Genomic DNA, 15,516 nt, shown 5'->3' with positions numbered 1-15,516 from the left:
AAGCCTGGCGAACCTGCTTCTCAAGCCTTGCTCCAGGCCTTTCTCCTTGCCGCTTGAATCCTGCGGCATCAAGCAGCGTTTCAAAAAAACGATATACACTCTCTCGAATCGATAAAAACAGCCCACCGGGTGCTTTCCCATGATGACCTTGCGTCAGATCCGTCATTTCATCGCCGTGGCCGAAACCGGCTCGATCTCGGCCGCCGCACAAACCGCGTTCATTTCCCAGTCGACCCTGACTCTGGCGATCCAGCAACTGGAGGAGGAAATCGGTGTCAGCCTGTTCAGCCGCCACGCCAAGGGCATGACCCTGACCCACCAGGGCCATCAATTCCTGCGTCAGGCGCACTTGATCCTGGCCACCGTGGATAACGCCAAGCGCAGCCTGCAACAGAGCACCGACCAGGTCGCCGGGCAGTTGATCGTCGGTGTAACCAGCCTGGTTGCCGGTTATTACCTGGCGGACCTGCTCACCCGTTTCCAGCGCGCCTACCCCAACGTGGAAATCCGCGTGATGGAAGATGAGCGCCCGTACATCGAGCATTTGCTGGTCAGCGGCGAGATCGATGTCGGCGTACTGATCCTCTCCAACCTCGAAGACCGTCACGCCTTGCAGACCGAAGTGCTGACCCACTCCCCGCACCGGCTATGGCTGCCGGCCCAGCACCCGCTACTGGAACACGACAGCATCAACCTCGCCGACGTCGCCCGCGAACCCTTGATTCAATTGAACGTCGACGAAATGGACCGCAACGCCCAGCGCATGTGGTCGGCAGCCTCGCTGCAACCGCGCATCACCCTGCGCACCGCCTCGACCGAAGCGGTGCGAAGCCTGGTGGCTGCCGGATTGGGCGTGTCGATCCAGCCCGATATGACGTATCGCCCATGGTCGCTGGAGGGCGACATCATCGAAGCGCGGACGATTGCCGACCTCAGCCAGACCCTGGATGTCGGCCTCGCCTGGCGACGCGGTACAGCGCGGCCGGCGCTGGTGGACCCGTTTCTCACCGTTGCCCGCGAGCAACCCCACGGCGGGCGCAAGCCATCGATTTAATCGAACGCCACCTTCAGTATTTAATATTTGTTGTCCTCGGGCCTGCGAACTAGTCTTGTTACATCTAATAAAGACGGCCGGGCCCCTGTCGCAGGGAGCACTGCCATGTCTACACAAGAAGCCACACAAAAGAGAACCCGAAAAATGGCTGGCGCGCAGACCCCGTTGTTCACCGCATTGTTGATTGATGGTGAATTAGTCGCCGGTCAAGGCTGTGTCGAGCCGATTCTCAATCCGGCCACCGGCGAAGTCATCACACAGATCGCCGAAGCCAGCACCGAGCAAGTCGAAGCAGCCATCCTCGCCGCCCACCGTGCCTTTGCCGGTTGGTCGCGCACCACGCCACAGCAGCGTTCGAATCTGTTGCTGGACATCGCCAACGCCATCGAAAAAAACGCCGACCTGCTCGCCCGCCTCGAATCCATGAACTGCGGCAAGCCGTTGCACCTGGCCCGTCAGGATGACCTGAACGCCACGGTCGACGTGTTCCGTTTCTTCGCCGGTGCCGTACGCTGCCAGACCGGCCAGCTCAGTGGCGAATACCTGCCGGGTTACACCAGCATGGTCCGGCGCGATCCTATCGGGGTGGTGGCGTCGATTGCGCCGTGGAACTACCCGATCATGATGGCCGCGTGGAAAATCGCCCCGGCCCTCGCCGCCGGCAACACCCTGGTGTTCAAGCCGTCGGAACACACGCCGTTGTCGATCCTGGCCCTGGCGCCCGCGCTGGCCGAGATCCTGCCACGGGGTGTGATCAACATCGTTTGCGGCGGCGGCGAAGGCGTCGGCAGCCACTTGGTCAGCCATCCGAAGATCCGCATGGTGTCGTTGACCGGCGATATCGTCACCGGCCAGAAGATTCTCCAGGCCGCCTCGAAAACCCTCAAACGTACCCACCTCGAACTCGGCGGCAAGGCCCCGGTGATCGTCTGCAACGACGCCGACATCCAGGCCGTGGTCGAAGGCGTGCGCACCTACGGCTATTACAACGCGGGCCAGGATTGCACCGCTGCCTGCCGCATTTATGCCCAGGCCGGGATTCATGACCGCTTGGTCGCCGAACTGGGCGCAGCCGTCGGCAGTCTGCGTTTTGCCGGTAAACGCGACGCCGACAACGAAATCGGCCCGCTGATCAGCACTCGTCAGCGCGACCGCGTGGCCAGTTTTGTCGAGCGCGCCCTCAGCCAGCCGCACATCGAGCGGGTGACCGGTGCAGCCGTGCATTCCGGCGCCGGCTTCTATTACCAGCCGACCCTGCTGGCCGGTTGCAAGCAAGGCGATGAGATCGTCCAGCGCGAAGTGTTCGGGCCGGTGGTTACCGTGACCCGCTTCGATGAGCTGGAACAAGCGGTGGACTGGGCCAACGACTCGGAATACGGCCTGGCGTCGTCGGTGTGGACCCAGAACCTGGACAAGGCCATGCAGGTCGCGGCGCGCTTGCAGTACGGCTGCACCTGGATCAACAGCCATTTCATGCTGGTCAGCGAAATGCCCCATGGCGGCCTGAAGCGCTCGGGCTACGGCAAGGACCTGTCCAGCGATTCGCTTCAGGACTACAGCGTGGTGCGACACATCATGGCCCGCCATGGACAGGAGCTTTGAGTCTCAAGCCACAAGCTGCAAGGCAGGTGCGGACCTGCGTTTCTCTTGCAGCTTGAAGCTCGAAACTTGCAGCTACGCTAACAATAACAATCAGCAACACGCTTAACCGAGCCCACTGCCCCGACCATAATTTAAAGAAGAGGGAATTCCCATGTTCGTGCACAAGACCGCACTGCTCAGTGCAATCACCACCGCGCTGCTGGCCAGCGCCAGTGTCCAGGCCGCCGAGCCGCTCAAAGCTGTCGGGGCGGGCGAAGGCCAACTGGATATTGTGGCCTGGCCCGGCTACATCGAACGTGGCGAGAGCGACAAGGCCTACGACTGGGTGACCGGTTTCGAGAAGGAAACCGGCTGCAAGGTCAACGTCAAGACCGCCGCCACCTCCGATGAAATGGTCAGCCTGATGGCCAAGGGCGGTTATGACCTGGTCACCGCCTCCGGCGACGCCTCCCTGCGCCTGATCGTCGGCAAGCGTGTGCAACCGATCAACACCGCGTTGATCCCGAACTGGAAAAACCTCGACCCGCGCCTCAAGGATGCACCCTGGTACGTGGTCAACAAGCAGGTCTACGGCACCCCGTATCAGTGGGGCCCGAACGTGTTGATGTACAACACCAACGTATTCAAGACCGCGCCGACCACCTGGGGCGTGTTGTTCAACGCGGAAAACCTGCCGGACGGCAAGCCGAACAAGGGCCGCGTACAGGCCTATGACGGCCCGATCTACATCGCCGACGCGGCGCTGTACCTGAAAACCGCCAAGCCGGAATTGGGCATCCAGAACCCCTACGAACTGACCGAAGCCCAGTACAAGGCCGTGCTCGACCTGCTGCGCGCGCAGCAGCCGTTGGTTCACCGCTACTGGCACGACACCACCGTACAAATGAGCGACTTCAAGAACGAAGGCGTGGTTGCCTCCGGCGCCTGGCCGTATCAGGTCAACGGCCTGATGAACGAGAAACAGCCAATCGCCTCGACCATTCCGAAGGAAGGCGCCACCGGTTGGGCCGACACCACCATGATGCACACCGAGGCCAAGCACCCGAACTGCGCCTACAAGTGGATGGACTGGTCGCTGCAGCCGAAAGTCCAGGGTGACGTAGCGGCGTGGTTCGGCTCGCTGCCGGCGGTTCCGGCGGCGTGCAAGGAGAGCGAACTGCTCGGCGCCGAAGGCTGCAAGACCAACGGTTTCGACCAGTTCGACAAGATCGCCTTCTGGAAAACCCCGCAGGCTGAAGGCGGCAAGTTCGTGCCGTACAGCCGCTGGACCCAGGACTACATCGCGATCATGGGCGGCCGATAACCCACCCTCTATGCGCCTGTAGGGCTTTTGTGGCGAGGGGGCTTGCCCCCGTTGGGCGGCAAAGCCGCCCCAAAACCAACCACTGCGATCTCGCTGGAAAATCGCGGTATCTGGTTTTACGACTGCTTTGCAGCCGAACGGGGCGGTGCGGCGGTCCGACAAGCCCCCTCGCCACAGTAAGTATTCCAGCTACACCGACGCGATCTTGATTCAGTTTTTTCAGAAGTCCAGGCAGGGCCGCTGCGACGGCCTTCGCCTTCTTGGAGCACCGCACCATGACGCTTGCAGTCCAGTTCACCAACGTTTCCCGTCAATTCGGCGAAGTGAAAGCCGTAGACCGGGTTTCCATCGACATCCAGGACGGCGAGTTCTTCTCCATGCTGGGGCCTTCCGGCTCGGGCAAGACCACCTGTTTGCGCCTGATCGCCGGCTTTGAACAGCCGAGCGCAGGTTCCATCCGGATTCATGGCGAAGAGGCCGCCGGCCTGCCGCCGTACCAGCGCGACGTGAACACCGTGTTCCAGGATTACGCGCTGTTCCCGCACATGAACGTTCGCGACAACGTCGCCTACGGTTTGAAGGTCAAAGGCATCGCCAAGGCCGAGCGCCTCAAGCGCGCTGAAGAATCCCTGGAGATGGTCGCACTCGGCGGCTATGGCGACCGCAAGCCGGTGCAACTCTCCGGTGGTCAGCGCCAGCGAGTGGCCCTGGCCCGTGCCTTGGTCAATCGCCCCCGGGTGCTGCTGCTCGACGAACCCCTCGGTGCGCTCGACCTGAAGCTGCGCGAGCAAATGCAGAGTGAGTTGAAAAAGCTGCAACGCCAGCTCGGCATCACCTTCATCTTCGTCACCCACGACCAGACCGAAGCGCTGTCGATGTCCGACCGCGTGGCGGTGTTCAACAAGGGCCGCATCGAACAGGTCGATAGCCCGCGCAACCTGTACATGAAACCGGCCACCACCTTCGTCGCGGAATTCGTCGGCACCTCCAACGTGATCCGCGGTGACCTGGCCAGGCAGCTCAGCGGCAATCCGCAGCCGTTCTCGATTCGTCCGGAACACGTGCGTTTCGCCGAGGGTCCGCTGGCCAGCCACGAAATCGAAGTCAGCGGCTTGCTGCACGATATCCAGTACCAGGGCAGCGCCACCCGCTACGAGCTGAAACTGGATAACGGCCAGTCCCTGAACATCAGCAAGGCCAACAATCAGTGGCTGGACACCAGTGCACAACACCAGGCCGGCCAGCGCATCAGCGCCCGTTGGGCACGCGAAGCCATGATCCCGTTGCATGACACCGTTGCGGGCGGGGTGTGACATGAACACCTTGGCTATCTCTCAAACCCAGGCGGGCGGCTCGCCTTTGCGCCGGTTCTCCAACCTGCTGTATCGCCGGCCGAACCTGTACCTGTCGATGTTGCTGGTACCGCCGCTGATCTGGTTCGGCGCGATCTATCTCGGCTCGTTGCTGACGCTGCTGTGGCAAGGTTTCTACACCTTCGATGACTTCACCATGGCGGTCACCCCCGACCTGACCCTGGCGAACTTCACCGCGCTGTTCCAGCCGTCGAACTTCGACATCATCCTGCGCACCCTGGGCATGGCGATTGTCGTGTCGATCGCCAGCGCCGTCGTCGCGTTCCCGATTGCCTACTACATGGCGCGCTACACCACGGGCAAGACCAAGGCGTTTTTCTACATCGCGGTGATGATGCCGATGTGGGCCAGCTACATCGTCAAGGCCTACGCCTGGACGCTGCTGTTGGCCAAGGGCGGCGTGGCGCAATGGTTCGTGCAGCACCTGGGGCTGGAGCCGTTCCTGCAATTCGTGCTGGGCATTCCGGGGGTGGGCGGCAGTACCTTGTCGACCTCGCACCTGGGGCGCTTCATGGTGTTTGTCTACATCTGGCTGCCGTTCATGATCCTGCCGATCCAGGCCTCGCTGGAACGCCTGCCGCCATCGCTGCTGCAGGCTTCCGCCGATCTCGGTGCCAAGCCGAGCCAGACCTTCATGCAAGTGATTCTGCCGCTGTCGATCCCGGGCATTGCCGCCGGTTCGATCTTCACGTTTTCGCTGACCCTGGGCGACTTCATCGTGCCGCAACTGGTCGGCCCGCCCGGCTACTTCGTCGGCAGCATGGTGTACGCCCAGCAAGGCGCGATCGGCAACATGCCGATGGCCGCCGCCTTCACCCTGGTGCCGATCGTGCTGATCGCCATCTACCTGTCCATCGTCAAACGTCTGGGGGCCTTCGATGCACTCTGAAAAAGCTTCGCTGGGCCTGCGCATAGCAGCCTGGGGCGGGCTGGTGTTCCTGCACTTCCCGATCCTGATCATCTTCCTGTACGCCTTCAACACCGAAGACGCAGCGTTCAGCTTTCCGCCCAAGGGCTTCACCCTGAACTGGTTCAGCGTGGCGTTCTCGCGGCCGGATGTGCTCGAAGCCATCAAGCTGTCGTTGCAGATCGCCTCGATTGCCACCGTGATCGCCATGGTCCTCGGCACGCTGGCGTCCGCCGCGTTGTACCGTCGGGACTTCTTCGGCAAGCAAGGCATCTCGCTGATGCTGATCCTGCCGATTGCCCTGCCGGGGATCATCACCGGGATCGCGCTGCTGGCGACCTTCAAGACCCTAGGCATCGAGCCGGGGATGTTCACCATCATCGTCGGCCATGCGACCTTCTGTGTGGTGATCGTCTACAACAACGTCATCGCCCGTTTGCGCCGCACCTCCCACAGCCTGATCGAGGCCTCGATGGACCTCGGCGCCGACGGCTGGCAGACCTTCCGCTACATCATCCTGCCGAACCTCGGTTCGGCGTTGCTGGCCGGCGGCATGTTGGCGTTCGCGCTGTCGTTCGACGAAATCATCGTCACCACCTTCACCGCCGGCCATGAACGCACCCTGCCGCTGTGGCTGCTCAACCAGCTCAGCCGCCCACGGGACGTGCCGGTGACCAACGTCGTGGCGATGCTGGTGATGATCGTGACCATGCTGCCGATCCTTGGCGCCTATTACCTGACCCGTGGCGGCGAAAGCGTTGCGGGCAGCGGCGGTAAATAACTTCGTAACTGACAACAACTACCCCCTGTGGGAGCGAGCCTGCTCGCGAAGAGGCCATCTCATCCAACATTGATGTCGGCTGACACACCGCTTTCGCGAGCAGGCTCGCTCCCACAGGGGCTGGTTTCAAAACAAGATCTGCTTTGAAGAGGACAAATGCCATGCAAACCAAACTCTTGATCAACGGCCACTTGCAAGACGGCGAAGGCCCGGCCCAACCGGTGTTCAACCCGGCGCTGGGTCGTGTGCTGGTGGAAATCAACGAAGCCAGCGAAGCCCAGGTCGATGCCGCCGTGCGTGCCGCCGACGCCGCGTTCGACAGTTGGTCGCAGACCCCGCCCAAAGAGCGCGCCCTGCTGCTGCTCAAGCTCGCCGATGTTATCGAAGCCCATGGCGAAGAACTGGCCAAGCTGGAATCGGACAACTGCGGCAAGCCCTACAGCGCCGCGTTGAACGACGAGATTCCGGCGATTGCCGATGTGTTCCGCTTCTTCGCTGGCGCCAGCCGCTGCATGAGCGGTTCGGCCGGTGGCGAGTACCTGCCTGGCCACACCTCGATGATCCGCCGCGACCCGGTGGGTGTGATCGCCTCCATCGCGCCATGGAACTACCCGCTGATGATGGTCGCCTGGAAAATCGCCCCGGCCCTGGCCGCCGGTAATACCGTGGTACTCAAGCCGTCGGAACAGACGCCCCTGACGGCCCTGCGCCTGGCCGAACTGGCGTCGGACATCTTCCCGGCCGGCGTACTCAACCTGGTGTTCGGCCGTGGCCCCAGCGTCGGCAGCCCGCTGGTCACCCACCCGAAAGTGCGCATGGTGTCGCTGACCGGTTCGATCGCCACGGGTTCGAACATCATTTCCAGCACCGCCGACAGCGTCAAACGCATGCACATGGAACTGGGCGGCAAGGCTCCGGTGATCATCTTCGACGACGCCGACATCGATGCCGCCGTCGAAGGTATCCGCACCTTCGGTTTCTACAACGCCGGGCAAGACTGCACCGCCGCCTGCCGCATCTACGCCCAGGCCGGCATCTACGAGAAATTCGTCGAGAAGCTCGGCGCCGCCGTCAGCAGCATCAAGTACGGCTTGCAGGATGATCCATCGACCGAACTCGGCCCGCTGATCACCGCGCAACACCGCGACCGCGTGGCCAGTTTCGTCGAGCGCGCCATCGCCCAGCCGCACATTCGTCTGATCACCGGCGGCAAGGCGGTCGAGGGCAATGGTTTCTTCTTCGAACCGACGGTGCTGGCCGACGCGCAGCAGGATGACGAAATTGTCCGTCGCGAAGTGTTCGGACCGGTGGTGTCAGTGACCAGGTTCAGCGATGAAGCTCAAGTGCTGGGCTGGGCCAACGACTCGGACTACGGCCTGGCGTCGTCGGTGTGGACCGCCGACGTCGGCCGCGCCCATCGCCTGTCGGCGCGCTTGCAGTACGGCTGCACCTGGGTGAATACGCACTTCATGCTGGTCAGCGAAATGCCCCACGGCGGTCAGAAACTGTCCGGCTATGGCAAGGACATGTCCATGTACGGACTGGAGGACTACACCGTCGTACGGCATGTGATGTTCAAGCACTAAAAAAGCATCGCCTGTAGGAGCGAGCATGCTCGCGATGGCCGTCAACGATGACGCGGGAATTCTGACGCCCCGCGGTGTCCTCAGGTTTTTTCGCGAGCAGGCCGCAAGCGGGCACCCGCTCCTACAGGGAATGAGTCCCCCCCGGTTTCAAGGCAGAAACCGGCAGTACGCACCACCAGGTTCCACCTCAAAGAAGACAAAACAATAACCACCGATCCGGGCGGTGCCCTCAAGGCCCCGTCACGGTTTCGGACATCCGAAATCTGCCGATTTTCCGGAGCAAACACACATGAGTGCATCACCCGATTTCTCTGCAGCCGTTGCCGACAGCGATGCCGAACAGCTACGCAAACTGGGTTACACCTCCAACTTCAATCGCAGCATGAGCCTGTGGGAAAACTTCGCCCTGGGCTTCACCTACCTGTCTCCGGTCGTCGGGGTCTATACCCTGTTCGGCCTGTGCCTGGCCGCAGGCGGGCCGCCGATGTTCTGGGCGTACCTGCTGGTCGGTTGCGGCCAGTTGCTGGTGTGCCTGATCTTCGGCGAAGTGGTTTCGCAGTTCCCGATTTCCGGCGGTGTGTACCCGTGGGCCCGTCGTCTGGTGGGCAAGCGCTGGGCGTGGATGGTGGGCTGGATCTACTCCATCGCCCTGTGCGTGACCATCGCGGCGGTTGCCGTGGGTGCCGGTCCGTACCTCGCCGCCATGATGGGCTTTGAGCCGAGCAACAACACCAACATCATCATCGCCCTGTTCCTGACGCTGTTCGCCACCCTGGTCAACCTCAGCGGCACCAAGACGCTGGCGCGGATCGCCATGTTCGGCTTCCTCTGCGAACTGATCGGTGCAGTCATCGTTGGCGTCTACCTGCTGATTTTCGAGCGTCATCAACCGATCAGCGTGTTGTTCAACACCTTCGATATCAGCGTCGACGGCTCGTACCTGCCGGCGTTCCTCACCGCTTCGCTGGCGGGGATGTTCCTGTACTACGGCTTCGAGGCCTGCGGCGACGTGGCCGAAGAAACCCCGAACCCGAGCAAGAAAATCCCGGTGGCCATGCGCATGACCATCTACATCGGCGGCATCGCGGCGATGTTCGCCTGCCTGGCGCTGATCCTGGCCGTGCCGGACATGCAGGCCGTGATCAACGGCACCGACAAGGACCCGGTCACCACCATCCTCGACAACGCGTTCGGCCCGGTGGGTTCGAAAGTCGTGATGGGCGTGGTGATGATTTCCTTCATCTCCTGCGTGATCAGCCTGCAAGCGGCGGCCAGTCGCCTGCTGTATTCCTACGCCCGTGATGAAATGGTCATCGGCAGCCGACTGCTGAAGAAGATTTCCCCTGCGACTCAGGTTCCAGTTGCCGCGCTGTTCGTGTCTGGCGTCCTGCCGGCACTCATCATCATCCTCGGCTTCTTCCTGCAGGACGCGGTCGCCACCATCGTCAGCTTCGCGGCGATCGGCATCTACCTGGCGTTCCAGATGATCGTGCTCGCAGCCCTGTACGCACGCATGAAGGGCTGGAAGCCGAGCGGCAAATTCACCCTCGGTGCCTGGGGCTGGGCAGTGAACATCGGCGCGCTGGTCTATGGTGTCGGTGCCATCGTCAACATGGCCTGGCCACGTACGCCGGATGCCGCGTGGTACATCAACTACGCGATGGTACTGAGTACCGCCATCGTGATTGGTTTGGGCCTGCTCTACATGTGGATCGCCAAACCCTATGACCACGGCAGCGCCCCTGCGGGCGATGCCTGGAAAGTCAGCCGGTAACGGCATTCGCCCCGGTGCCGTTGTGGCGCCGGGGCGATCTAAAGAAACCTACAAGGATTGAACATGGATATCACCCGCCGCGACTTCCTCAACGGCGTCGCTGTCACCATCGCTGCCGGCATGACCCCTCTGCAACTTCTCCAGGCCGCTCCCGACGGGCGTTACTACCCACCTGCCCTCACCGGCCTGCGGGGCAGCCACGTCGGCTCGTTCGAAATGGCCCACCAGATGGGCTGGGAGAAAAAGGTCTTCGACACCGACAAGCTGCCGATCACCGAGGAATATGACCTGGTGGTGGTAGGAGGCGGACTCAGCGGTCTGTCCGCTGCGTGGTTCTATCGTGAGAAACATCCGAAGGCACGCATCCTGATTCTGGAAAACCACGACGACTTCGGCGGTCACGCCAAGCGCAACGAATTTTCCGCCGGTGGTCGCATGATCATCGGCTACGGCGGCAGTGAAGCCTTCCAGTCGCCGAATCACCTGTACAGCAAGGAAGTGAACGGCCTGCTGAAGAAACTCGGGGTGAACATCAAGCGCTTCGAGACAGCCTTCGATCGCCAGTTCTACCCGGGCCTGGGCCTGTCCCGCGGGGTGTTCTTCGACAAGGAAAACTTCGGTGAAGACAAACTGGTCACCGGCGACCCGACGCCGATGGTGGCCGACGACATCGCCCCCGACCAATTGCACGCCCGCTCCATCGCGGAGTTCATCAACGATTTCCCGCTGCCGGAAGCCGACCGCCAGGCGTTGATCGCCTTGCACATGACGCCGAAGGATTACCTGGCCGGTAAAACCTCCGAGGAAAAAACCGCCCACCTGGAAGCCACCAGCTACCAGGACTTCCTGCTCAAGGATGCAGGCCTGTCGGCTCAGGCAGTGAAATATTTCCAGAGCCGCACCAACGACTTCATGGCCCTGAGCATCGATGCGGTCGCCGCGTCCGACGCCTACTCGTTCGGCTTCCCAGGTTTCGGTGCGATGAATCTGGAGCCAATCAGCGAAGAAGCCCAGGCGGAAATGGAAGAGCCCTACATCTACCACTTCCCCGACGGCAACGCCTCGCTGGCCCGGTTGCTGGTGCGCAGCCTGATCCCGACCGTGGCGCCCGGGCACACCATGGACGATATCGTCCTCGCCCCGTTCGACTACGCCAGACTCGACCAGGCCAAAAACCCGGTGCGCATTCGCCTCAACAGCACAGCCGTGAGCGTGCGCAACGTCGGCAGCGGCGTGAACGTCGGCTACAGCCGTGGCGGCCAGCTCAGCCAGGTGCGCGGCAAGCACTGCATCATGGCCTGCTACAACATGATCATTCCGTACCTGTTGCGTGACCTGCCCGCGGCGCAATCCCACGCCCTGAGCCAGAACGTGAAGTTCCCGCTGGTCTACACCAAGGTGGTGATCCGCAACTGGCAGTCGTTCCAGAAACTCGGCGTGCACGAAATCTACGCCGCGACCCAACCCTACAGCCGCATCAAACTCGACTACCCGGTGAGCATGGGCGGCTACGATCACCCGAAAGACCCGACGCAGCCGATCGGCCTGCACATGGTCTACGTGCCTACCAGTCCCAACAGCGGCATGAACGCCCGCGACCAGGCCCGTGCCGGCCGTGGCCGCTTGTACGGCCAGAGCTTCGAACAACTGGAAGCGCAACTGCGCGACCAACTGCAACGCATGCTCGGCCCTGGCGGTTTCAACCACGAAACCGACATCCTCGCCATCACCGTCAACCGCTGGTCACACGGCTACGCGTACTTCTCCAACAGCCTGTACGACGATGCCGATGAGAGCGAGAAACTGATGGAACTGGCGCGTCAGCCAGTGGGACGAGTGAGCATCGCCAACTCGGACGCAGCGTGGAGCGCGTATGCCCATGCGGCGATCGATGAGGCGTATCGGGCGGTGGGGGAAGTGGGTTAACCGCATTTCGATGCATTAGCATCCGGCAACACATCCCTCTCTCCCGTTGGTATTTACCACACTAGAGTTTCGTACAGCCCATGCACGCCAGCGGTTGACGAAAATCCCGACTCGGCCTAGGGTGTTTACGTCGTTTACAACGTATACACCCTAGGAGAGCCATCATGGCCTCACCCGTTTTGTCTTTTCGCGTCGAAGAACAATTGGCACAGCAGCTGGATTTACTGGCTGCCGCGACCGACAGAGATCGTCAGTACCATCTCAAGCGTGCATTGGTTCGATATGTGGAAGCCGAGTCCTGGCATCTGCAAGCCATCAGTGACGGCATCGCCGATGCCGACGCAGGGAAACTCACCGATCTGGATGCCGTGAAGGCTAAGTGGGCAAAACGTGCCGAGCGTAGTACTGACTGAAAAAGCCGATAGCGATCTCGAAACCATCCACGAGCACTACCGCAAGGTAGTTGGCGCACAAGCCGCTCTCGACATCATTTCCACGATGTTGCAATCCTTTGACCAATTGAAACAGTTTCCCGGCTCGGGCAGGCCTTCAGGCCTGCCCGATGTCCGGGAGTTGGTGCTTGGCCATTATCCCTTTATCGCCCCTTACCGATTCTCCCAAGGCCAGGTACAAATCTTGCGCGTATTGCATCAGCGATCCGAGCGTTCCCGGGACTGGTAAACGAGGGCATCCGGGAATGACCGGATGCCTCATTTTTCAAAACCGCGAAACACTCCTCATCGCATCCACCAGATACCTCATCGCAATCCTGTCGCTCTCCGACAGTTCCCGATAACGCTCCACCAGTTTCATTTCCTCGCTATTGAGCCGGCGTCTTCTTCGCCCCAGGGTCAGACACGGAAAGATTCCCAACATTTCGGTGATGCCTTGTACTTTCGACATGGACGATGTCCTTCTCTATACGTCAAAGAAAACTGCAACAAACCACATCGCCCTAACCCTTTTTCAGCAGCGCCTCATGCCAACTGAACCGCACCGGCCCGAAGGGCATAAACCGGTCATGTGCACAGAATAGAAATATTCCGGGCGCTGAAAAGCAGTTTTTAGAGTAATTAGTCGAAAAAAGCAGAAATGCCGTCTAAATCAGAAACCCCTGTCGGAATTGTTTCCCGACATGTCTTGTTTCATTGCCGAGCCAGCGCCGTGCCATCAATCAATTTTGCTCCGCAATCGAACGGTTTAAGCTAGCCGGCATCTGTGTAAAAGTCCGTTGCGTTTGGCCGAAGGCATGTCCGAACCGATATTTCTGATCCAGCACGTGCCAGGAACGGCGCGGGATTGCTCACGACAGGTTGTATTTATGCACCGCAGGAATTTGCTCAAAGCCTCCATGGCCATCGCGGCCTACACCGGCTTGTCCGCCACGGGCCTGCTGGCGGCCCAGGCCTGGGCCGCCGGCGGTGGCACCGCTGATGGCGAGGCCACCGCGTTCGACTTCGAGGCGCTGAAACTCCAGGCCAAACAGCTCGCCAGCAACCGCTACCAGGACACCAAGCAACAATTGCCGCCGACCCTGGCGACCATGACGCCGCAGAACTTCAATGCGATCCGCTACGACGCCAACCACTCTTTGTGGAATGACCTGAACGGTCAGCTGGATGTGCAGTTTTTCCACGTCGGCATGGGTTTCAAGCAGCCGGTGCGCATGTACAGCGTCGATCCCAAGACCCGCCAGGCGCGTGAGGTGCATTTCCGCCCGTCGCTGTTCAACTATGACAACACCACGGTCGACACCGCACAGCTCAAGGGCGACCTGGGCTTCTCCGGCTTCAAGCTGTTCAAGGCCCCGGAACTGGACAAGCACGATGTCGTGTCCTTCCTCGGCGCCAGCTACTTCCGTGCGGTGGACGCCACTGGCCAGTACGGCTTGTCGGCCCGCGGGCTGGCCATCGACACCTACGCAAAAAAACGCGAAGAATTCCCTGACTTCACCAAGTTCTGGTTCGAGACACCGGACAAGGACAGCACCCGCTTCGTGGTCTACGCCCTGCTCGACTCGCCGAGCGCCACCGGTGCCTACCGCTTCGATATCGACTGCCAGGCCGAGCGCGTGGTGATGGAGGTCGACGCCCACGTCAATGCACGCACCGCCATCGATCAACTGGGCATCGCGCCGATGACCAGCATGTTCAGCTGCGGCACCCACGAACGCCGCATGTGCGACACCATTCACCCGCAAATCCACGACTCCGATCGCCTGGCCATGTGGCGCGGCAACGGCGAGTGGATCTGCCGCCCGCTGAACAATCCGGCGACCCTGCAATTCAATGCCTTCGCCGACAAGGACCCGAAAGGTTTCGGCCTGGTGCAGACCGATCATGAGTTCGCCAGCTACCAGGACACCGTCGACTGGTACAGCCGTCGCCCGAGCCTGTGGGTCGAGCCGACCACTGCCTGGGGCGAAGGCTCGGTCGACCTGCTGGAAATCCCCACCACCGGCGAAACCATGGACAACATCGTCGCCTTCTGGACCCCCAAAAAACCGGTGGCGGCCGGCGACTCGCTGAACTACGGCTACAAGCTCTACTGGAGTGCCCTGCCGCCGGTCGGCACGCCACTGGCACGGGTAAACGCCACCCGATCCGGCATGGGCGGTTTCACCGAGGGCTGGGCGCCCGGCGAACATTACCCGCCAGTCTGGGCCCGGCGTTTCGCCGTGGACTTCACGGGCGGCGGCCTGGACCGTTTGCCGGAAGGCGCGGGCATCGAGCCAGTCGTCACCTGCTCGAACGGCGAGGTCAAGGATTTCAGCATCCTGAAGCTCGATGACATCAAGGGTTACCGTGTCCTGTTTGACTGGTACCCGACCAATGACAGCGTGGATCCCGTCGAGCTGCGCCTGTTCATCCGCACCAACGACCGCACGCTGAGTGAGACCTGGTTGTACCAGTACTTCCCGCCCGCCCCGGACAAGCGCAAATATCCCTGACAGCCAGGTAGCACCCAACCACCATTCGGTTTTCCGAACGCGACCTGCCAGTCGGTTCGGTTAACCGGATCATCAAGCCTCAATATTCGCGCAATAAATATTTAATTCCCTTATAAATCAATCATTTGAGCCATTCGCACTGGTCTGGCACGAGTCATGCTCTACACTTCTTCGACGAATGTCCTTTGCGCCCACTCTCAATAGCGCTCAGGTGTTTTGCAGCACAAAAGGGCCGATGAACTGGCTCCATAAAAAAAACA

Annotated in this window: 13 protein-coding genes; 12 read left to right on the top strand and 1 reads right to left on the bottom strand. The window is 61.2% G+C overall.

The window, feature by feature from the left end:
- Nucleotides 1–139 precede the first annotated feature (139 nt).
- From CAG47_RS08555 to CAG47_RS08500, 11 genes are all read left to right on the top strand, one after another.
- Nucleotides 140–1,054 carry a LysR family transcriptional regulator gene (locus CAG47_RS08555; protein WP_085724453.1) on the top strand — a complete coding sequence of 305 codons (915 nt, stop codon included), beginning with the start codon at nt 140–142 and terminating at the stop codon, nt 1,052–1,054.
- A 105-nt stretch (nt 1,055–1,159) separates the two neighbouring features.
- Nucleotides 1,160–2,656: a gamma-aminobutyraldehyde dehydrogenase gene (locus CAG47_RS08550; protein ID WP_085724452.1), complete on the top strand. Its 1,497-nt coding sequence runs from the start codon at nt 1,160–1,162 to the stop codon at nt 2,654–2,656.
- Nucleotides 2,657–2,807: 151 nt separating this feature from the next.
- Nucleotides 2,808–3,959 (top strand): putative ABC transporter substrate-binding protein YdcS, encoded by a 1,152-nt coding sequence (gene ydcS / locus CAG47_RS08545; RefSeq protein ID WP_085724451.1) that lies wholly within the window; start codon nt 2,808–2,810, stop codon nt 3,957–3,959.
- 275 nt (nt 3,960–4,234) lie between these two features.
- A complete protein-coding gene (locus CAG47_RS08540) occupies nt 4,235–5,272 on the top strand; it encodes an ABC transporter ATP-binding protein (protein ID WP_085724450.1) in 1,038 nt (345 codons plus the stop codon).
- A 1-nt stretch (nt 5,273) separates the two neighbouring features.
- Nucleotides 5,274–6,221: an ABC transporter permease gene (locus CAG47_RS08535; RefSeq protein WP_085724449.1), complete on the top strand. Its 948-nt coding sequence runs from the start codon at nt 5,274–5,276 to the stop codon at nt 6,219–6,221.
- Complete coding sequence (locus CAG47_RS08530) at nt 6,211–7,020, top strand: ABC transporter permease (RefSeq protein WP_085724448.1); 810 nt, start codon at nt 6,211–6,213, stop codon at nt 7,018–7,020. Before CAG47_RS08535 ends, CAG47_RS08530 begins: the two co-directional genes overlap by 11 nt.
- Nucleotides 7,021–7,181: 161 nt before the next feature.
- On the top strand, nt 7,182–8,606 hold the full coding sequence (locus tag CAG47_RS08525; RefSeq protein WP_085724447.1) for a gamma-aminobutyraldehyde dehydrogenase: 1,425 nt from the start codon (nt 7,182–7,184) through the stop codon (nt 8,604–8,606).
- Between the two features lie 289 nt (nt 8,607–8,895).
- A complete protein-coding gene (locus CAG47_RS08515; RefSeq protein ID WP_085724445.1) occupies nt 8,896–10,380 on the top strand; it encodes an APC family permease in 1,485 nt (494 codons plus the stop codon).
- Between the two features lie 63 nt (nt 10,381–10,443).
- Entirely contained in the window at nt 10,444–12,306 is a 1,863-nt protein-coding gene (locus tag CAG47_RS08510) for an NAD(P)/FAD-dependent oxidoreductase (protein WP_085724444.1), read from the top strand.
- Between the two features lie 164 nt (nt 12,307–12,470).
- Nucleotides 12,471–12,719: a CopG family ribbon-helix-helix protein gene (locus CAG47_RS08505; protein ID WP_056721085.1), complete on the top strand. Its 249-nt coding sequence runs from the start codon at nt 12,471–12,473 to the stop codon at nt 12,717–12,719.
- Nucleotides 12,697–12,987, top strand: a complete 291-nt coding sequence (locus CAG47_RS08500) for a type II toxin-antitoxin system RelE/ParE family toxin (RefSeq protein WP_085724443.1) — start codon at nt 12,697–12,699, stop codon at nt 12,985–12,987. The genes CAG47_RS08505 and CAG47_RS08500 overlap by 23 nt, the downstream gene beginning before the upstream one ends.
- A 36-nt stretch (nt 12,988–13,023) precedes the next feature.
- Here the strand turns inward: CAG47_RS08500 and CAG47_RS08495 are convergent, their stop codons facing one another.
- Nucleotides 13,024–13,209, bottom strand: a complete 186-nt coding sequence (locus tag CAG47_RS08495; protein ID WP_057716223.1) for a hypothetical protein — start codon at nt 13,207–13,209, stop codon at nt 13,024–13,026.
- A gap of 418 nt (nt 13,210–13,627) precedes the next feature.
- On the opposite strand from CAG47_RS08495, the gene CAG47_RS08490 reads away from it, so the two are divergent.
- Nucleotides 13,628–15,256, top strand: coding sequence for a glucan biosynthesis protein D (locus CAG47_RS08490; protein ID WP_085724442.1), 1,629 nt, complete (start codon nt 13,628–13,630; stop codon nt 15,254–15,256).
- The last annotated feature ends 260 nt before the right edge of the window (nt 15,257–15,516 follow it).

This window comes from Pseudomonas sp. R37(2017) (genome assembly GCF_002113375.1).
Classification (GTDB): Bacteria; Pseudomonadota; Gammaproteobacteria; order Pseudomonadales; family Pseudomonadaceae; genus Aquipseudomonas.
Note: the sequence above shows the minus strand (reverse complement) of the source record. Positions and strands in the feature narration are given on the sequence as shown.

Coding starts and splice junctions, on each gene's coding strand:
- CAG47_RS08555 (WP_085724453.1), top strand. CDS start 140: ATGATGACCTTGCGTCAGATCCGTCATTTCATCGCCGTGGCCGAAACC.
- CAG47_RS08550 (WP_085724452.1), top strand. CDS start 1,160: ATGTCTACACAAGAAGCCACACAAAAGAGAACCCGAAAAATGGCTGGC.
- ydcS (WP_085724451.1), top strand. CDS start 2,808: ATGTTCGTGCACAAGACCGCACTGCTCAGTGCAATCACCACCGCGCTG.
- CAG47_RS08540 (WP_085724450.1), top strand. CDS start 4,235: ATGACGCTTGCAGTCCAGTTCACCAACGTTTCCCGTCAATTCGGCGAA.
- CAG47_RS08535 (WP_085724449.1), top strand. CDS start 5,274: ATGAACACCTTGGCTATCTCTCAAACCCAGGCGGGCGGCTCGCCTTTG.
- CAG47_RS08530 (WP_085724448.1), top strand. CDS start 6,211: ATGCACTCTGAAAAAGCTTCGCTGGGCCTGCGCATAGCAGCCTGGGGC.
- CAG47_RS08525 (WP_085724447.1), top strand. CDS start 7,182: ATGCAAACCAAACTCTTGATCAACGGCCACTTGCAAGACGGCGAAGGC.
- CAG47_RS08515 (WP_085724445.1), top strand. CDS start 8,896: ATGAGTGCATCACCCGATTTCTCTGCAGCCGTTGCCGACAGCGATGCC.
- CAG47_RS08510 (WP_085724444.1), top strand. CDS start 10,444: ATGGATATCACCCGCCGCGACTTCCTCAACGGCGTCGCTGTCACCATC.
- CAG47_RS08505 (WP_056721085.1), top strand. CDS start 12,471: ATGGCCTCACCCGTTTTGTCTTTTCGCGTCGAAGAACAATTGGCACAG.
- CAG47_RS08495 (WP_057716223.1), bottom strand. CDS start 13,209: ATGTCGAAAGTACAAGGCATCACCGAAATGTTGGGAATCTTTCCGTGT.
- CAG47_RS08490 (WP_085724442.1), top strand. CDS start 13,628: ATGCACCGCAGGAATTTGCTCAAAGCCTCCATGGCCATCGCGGCCTAC.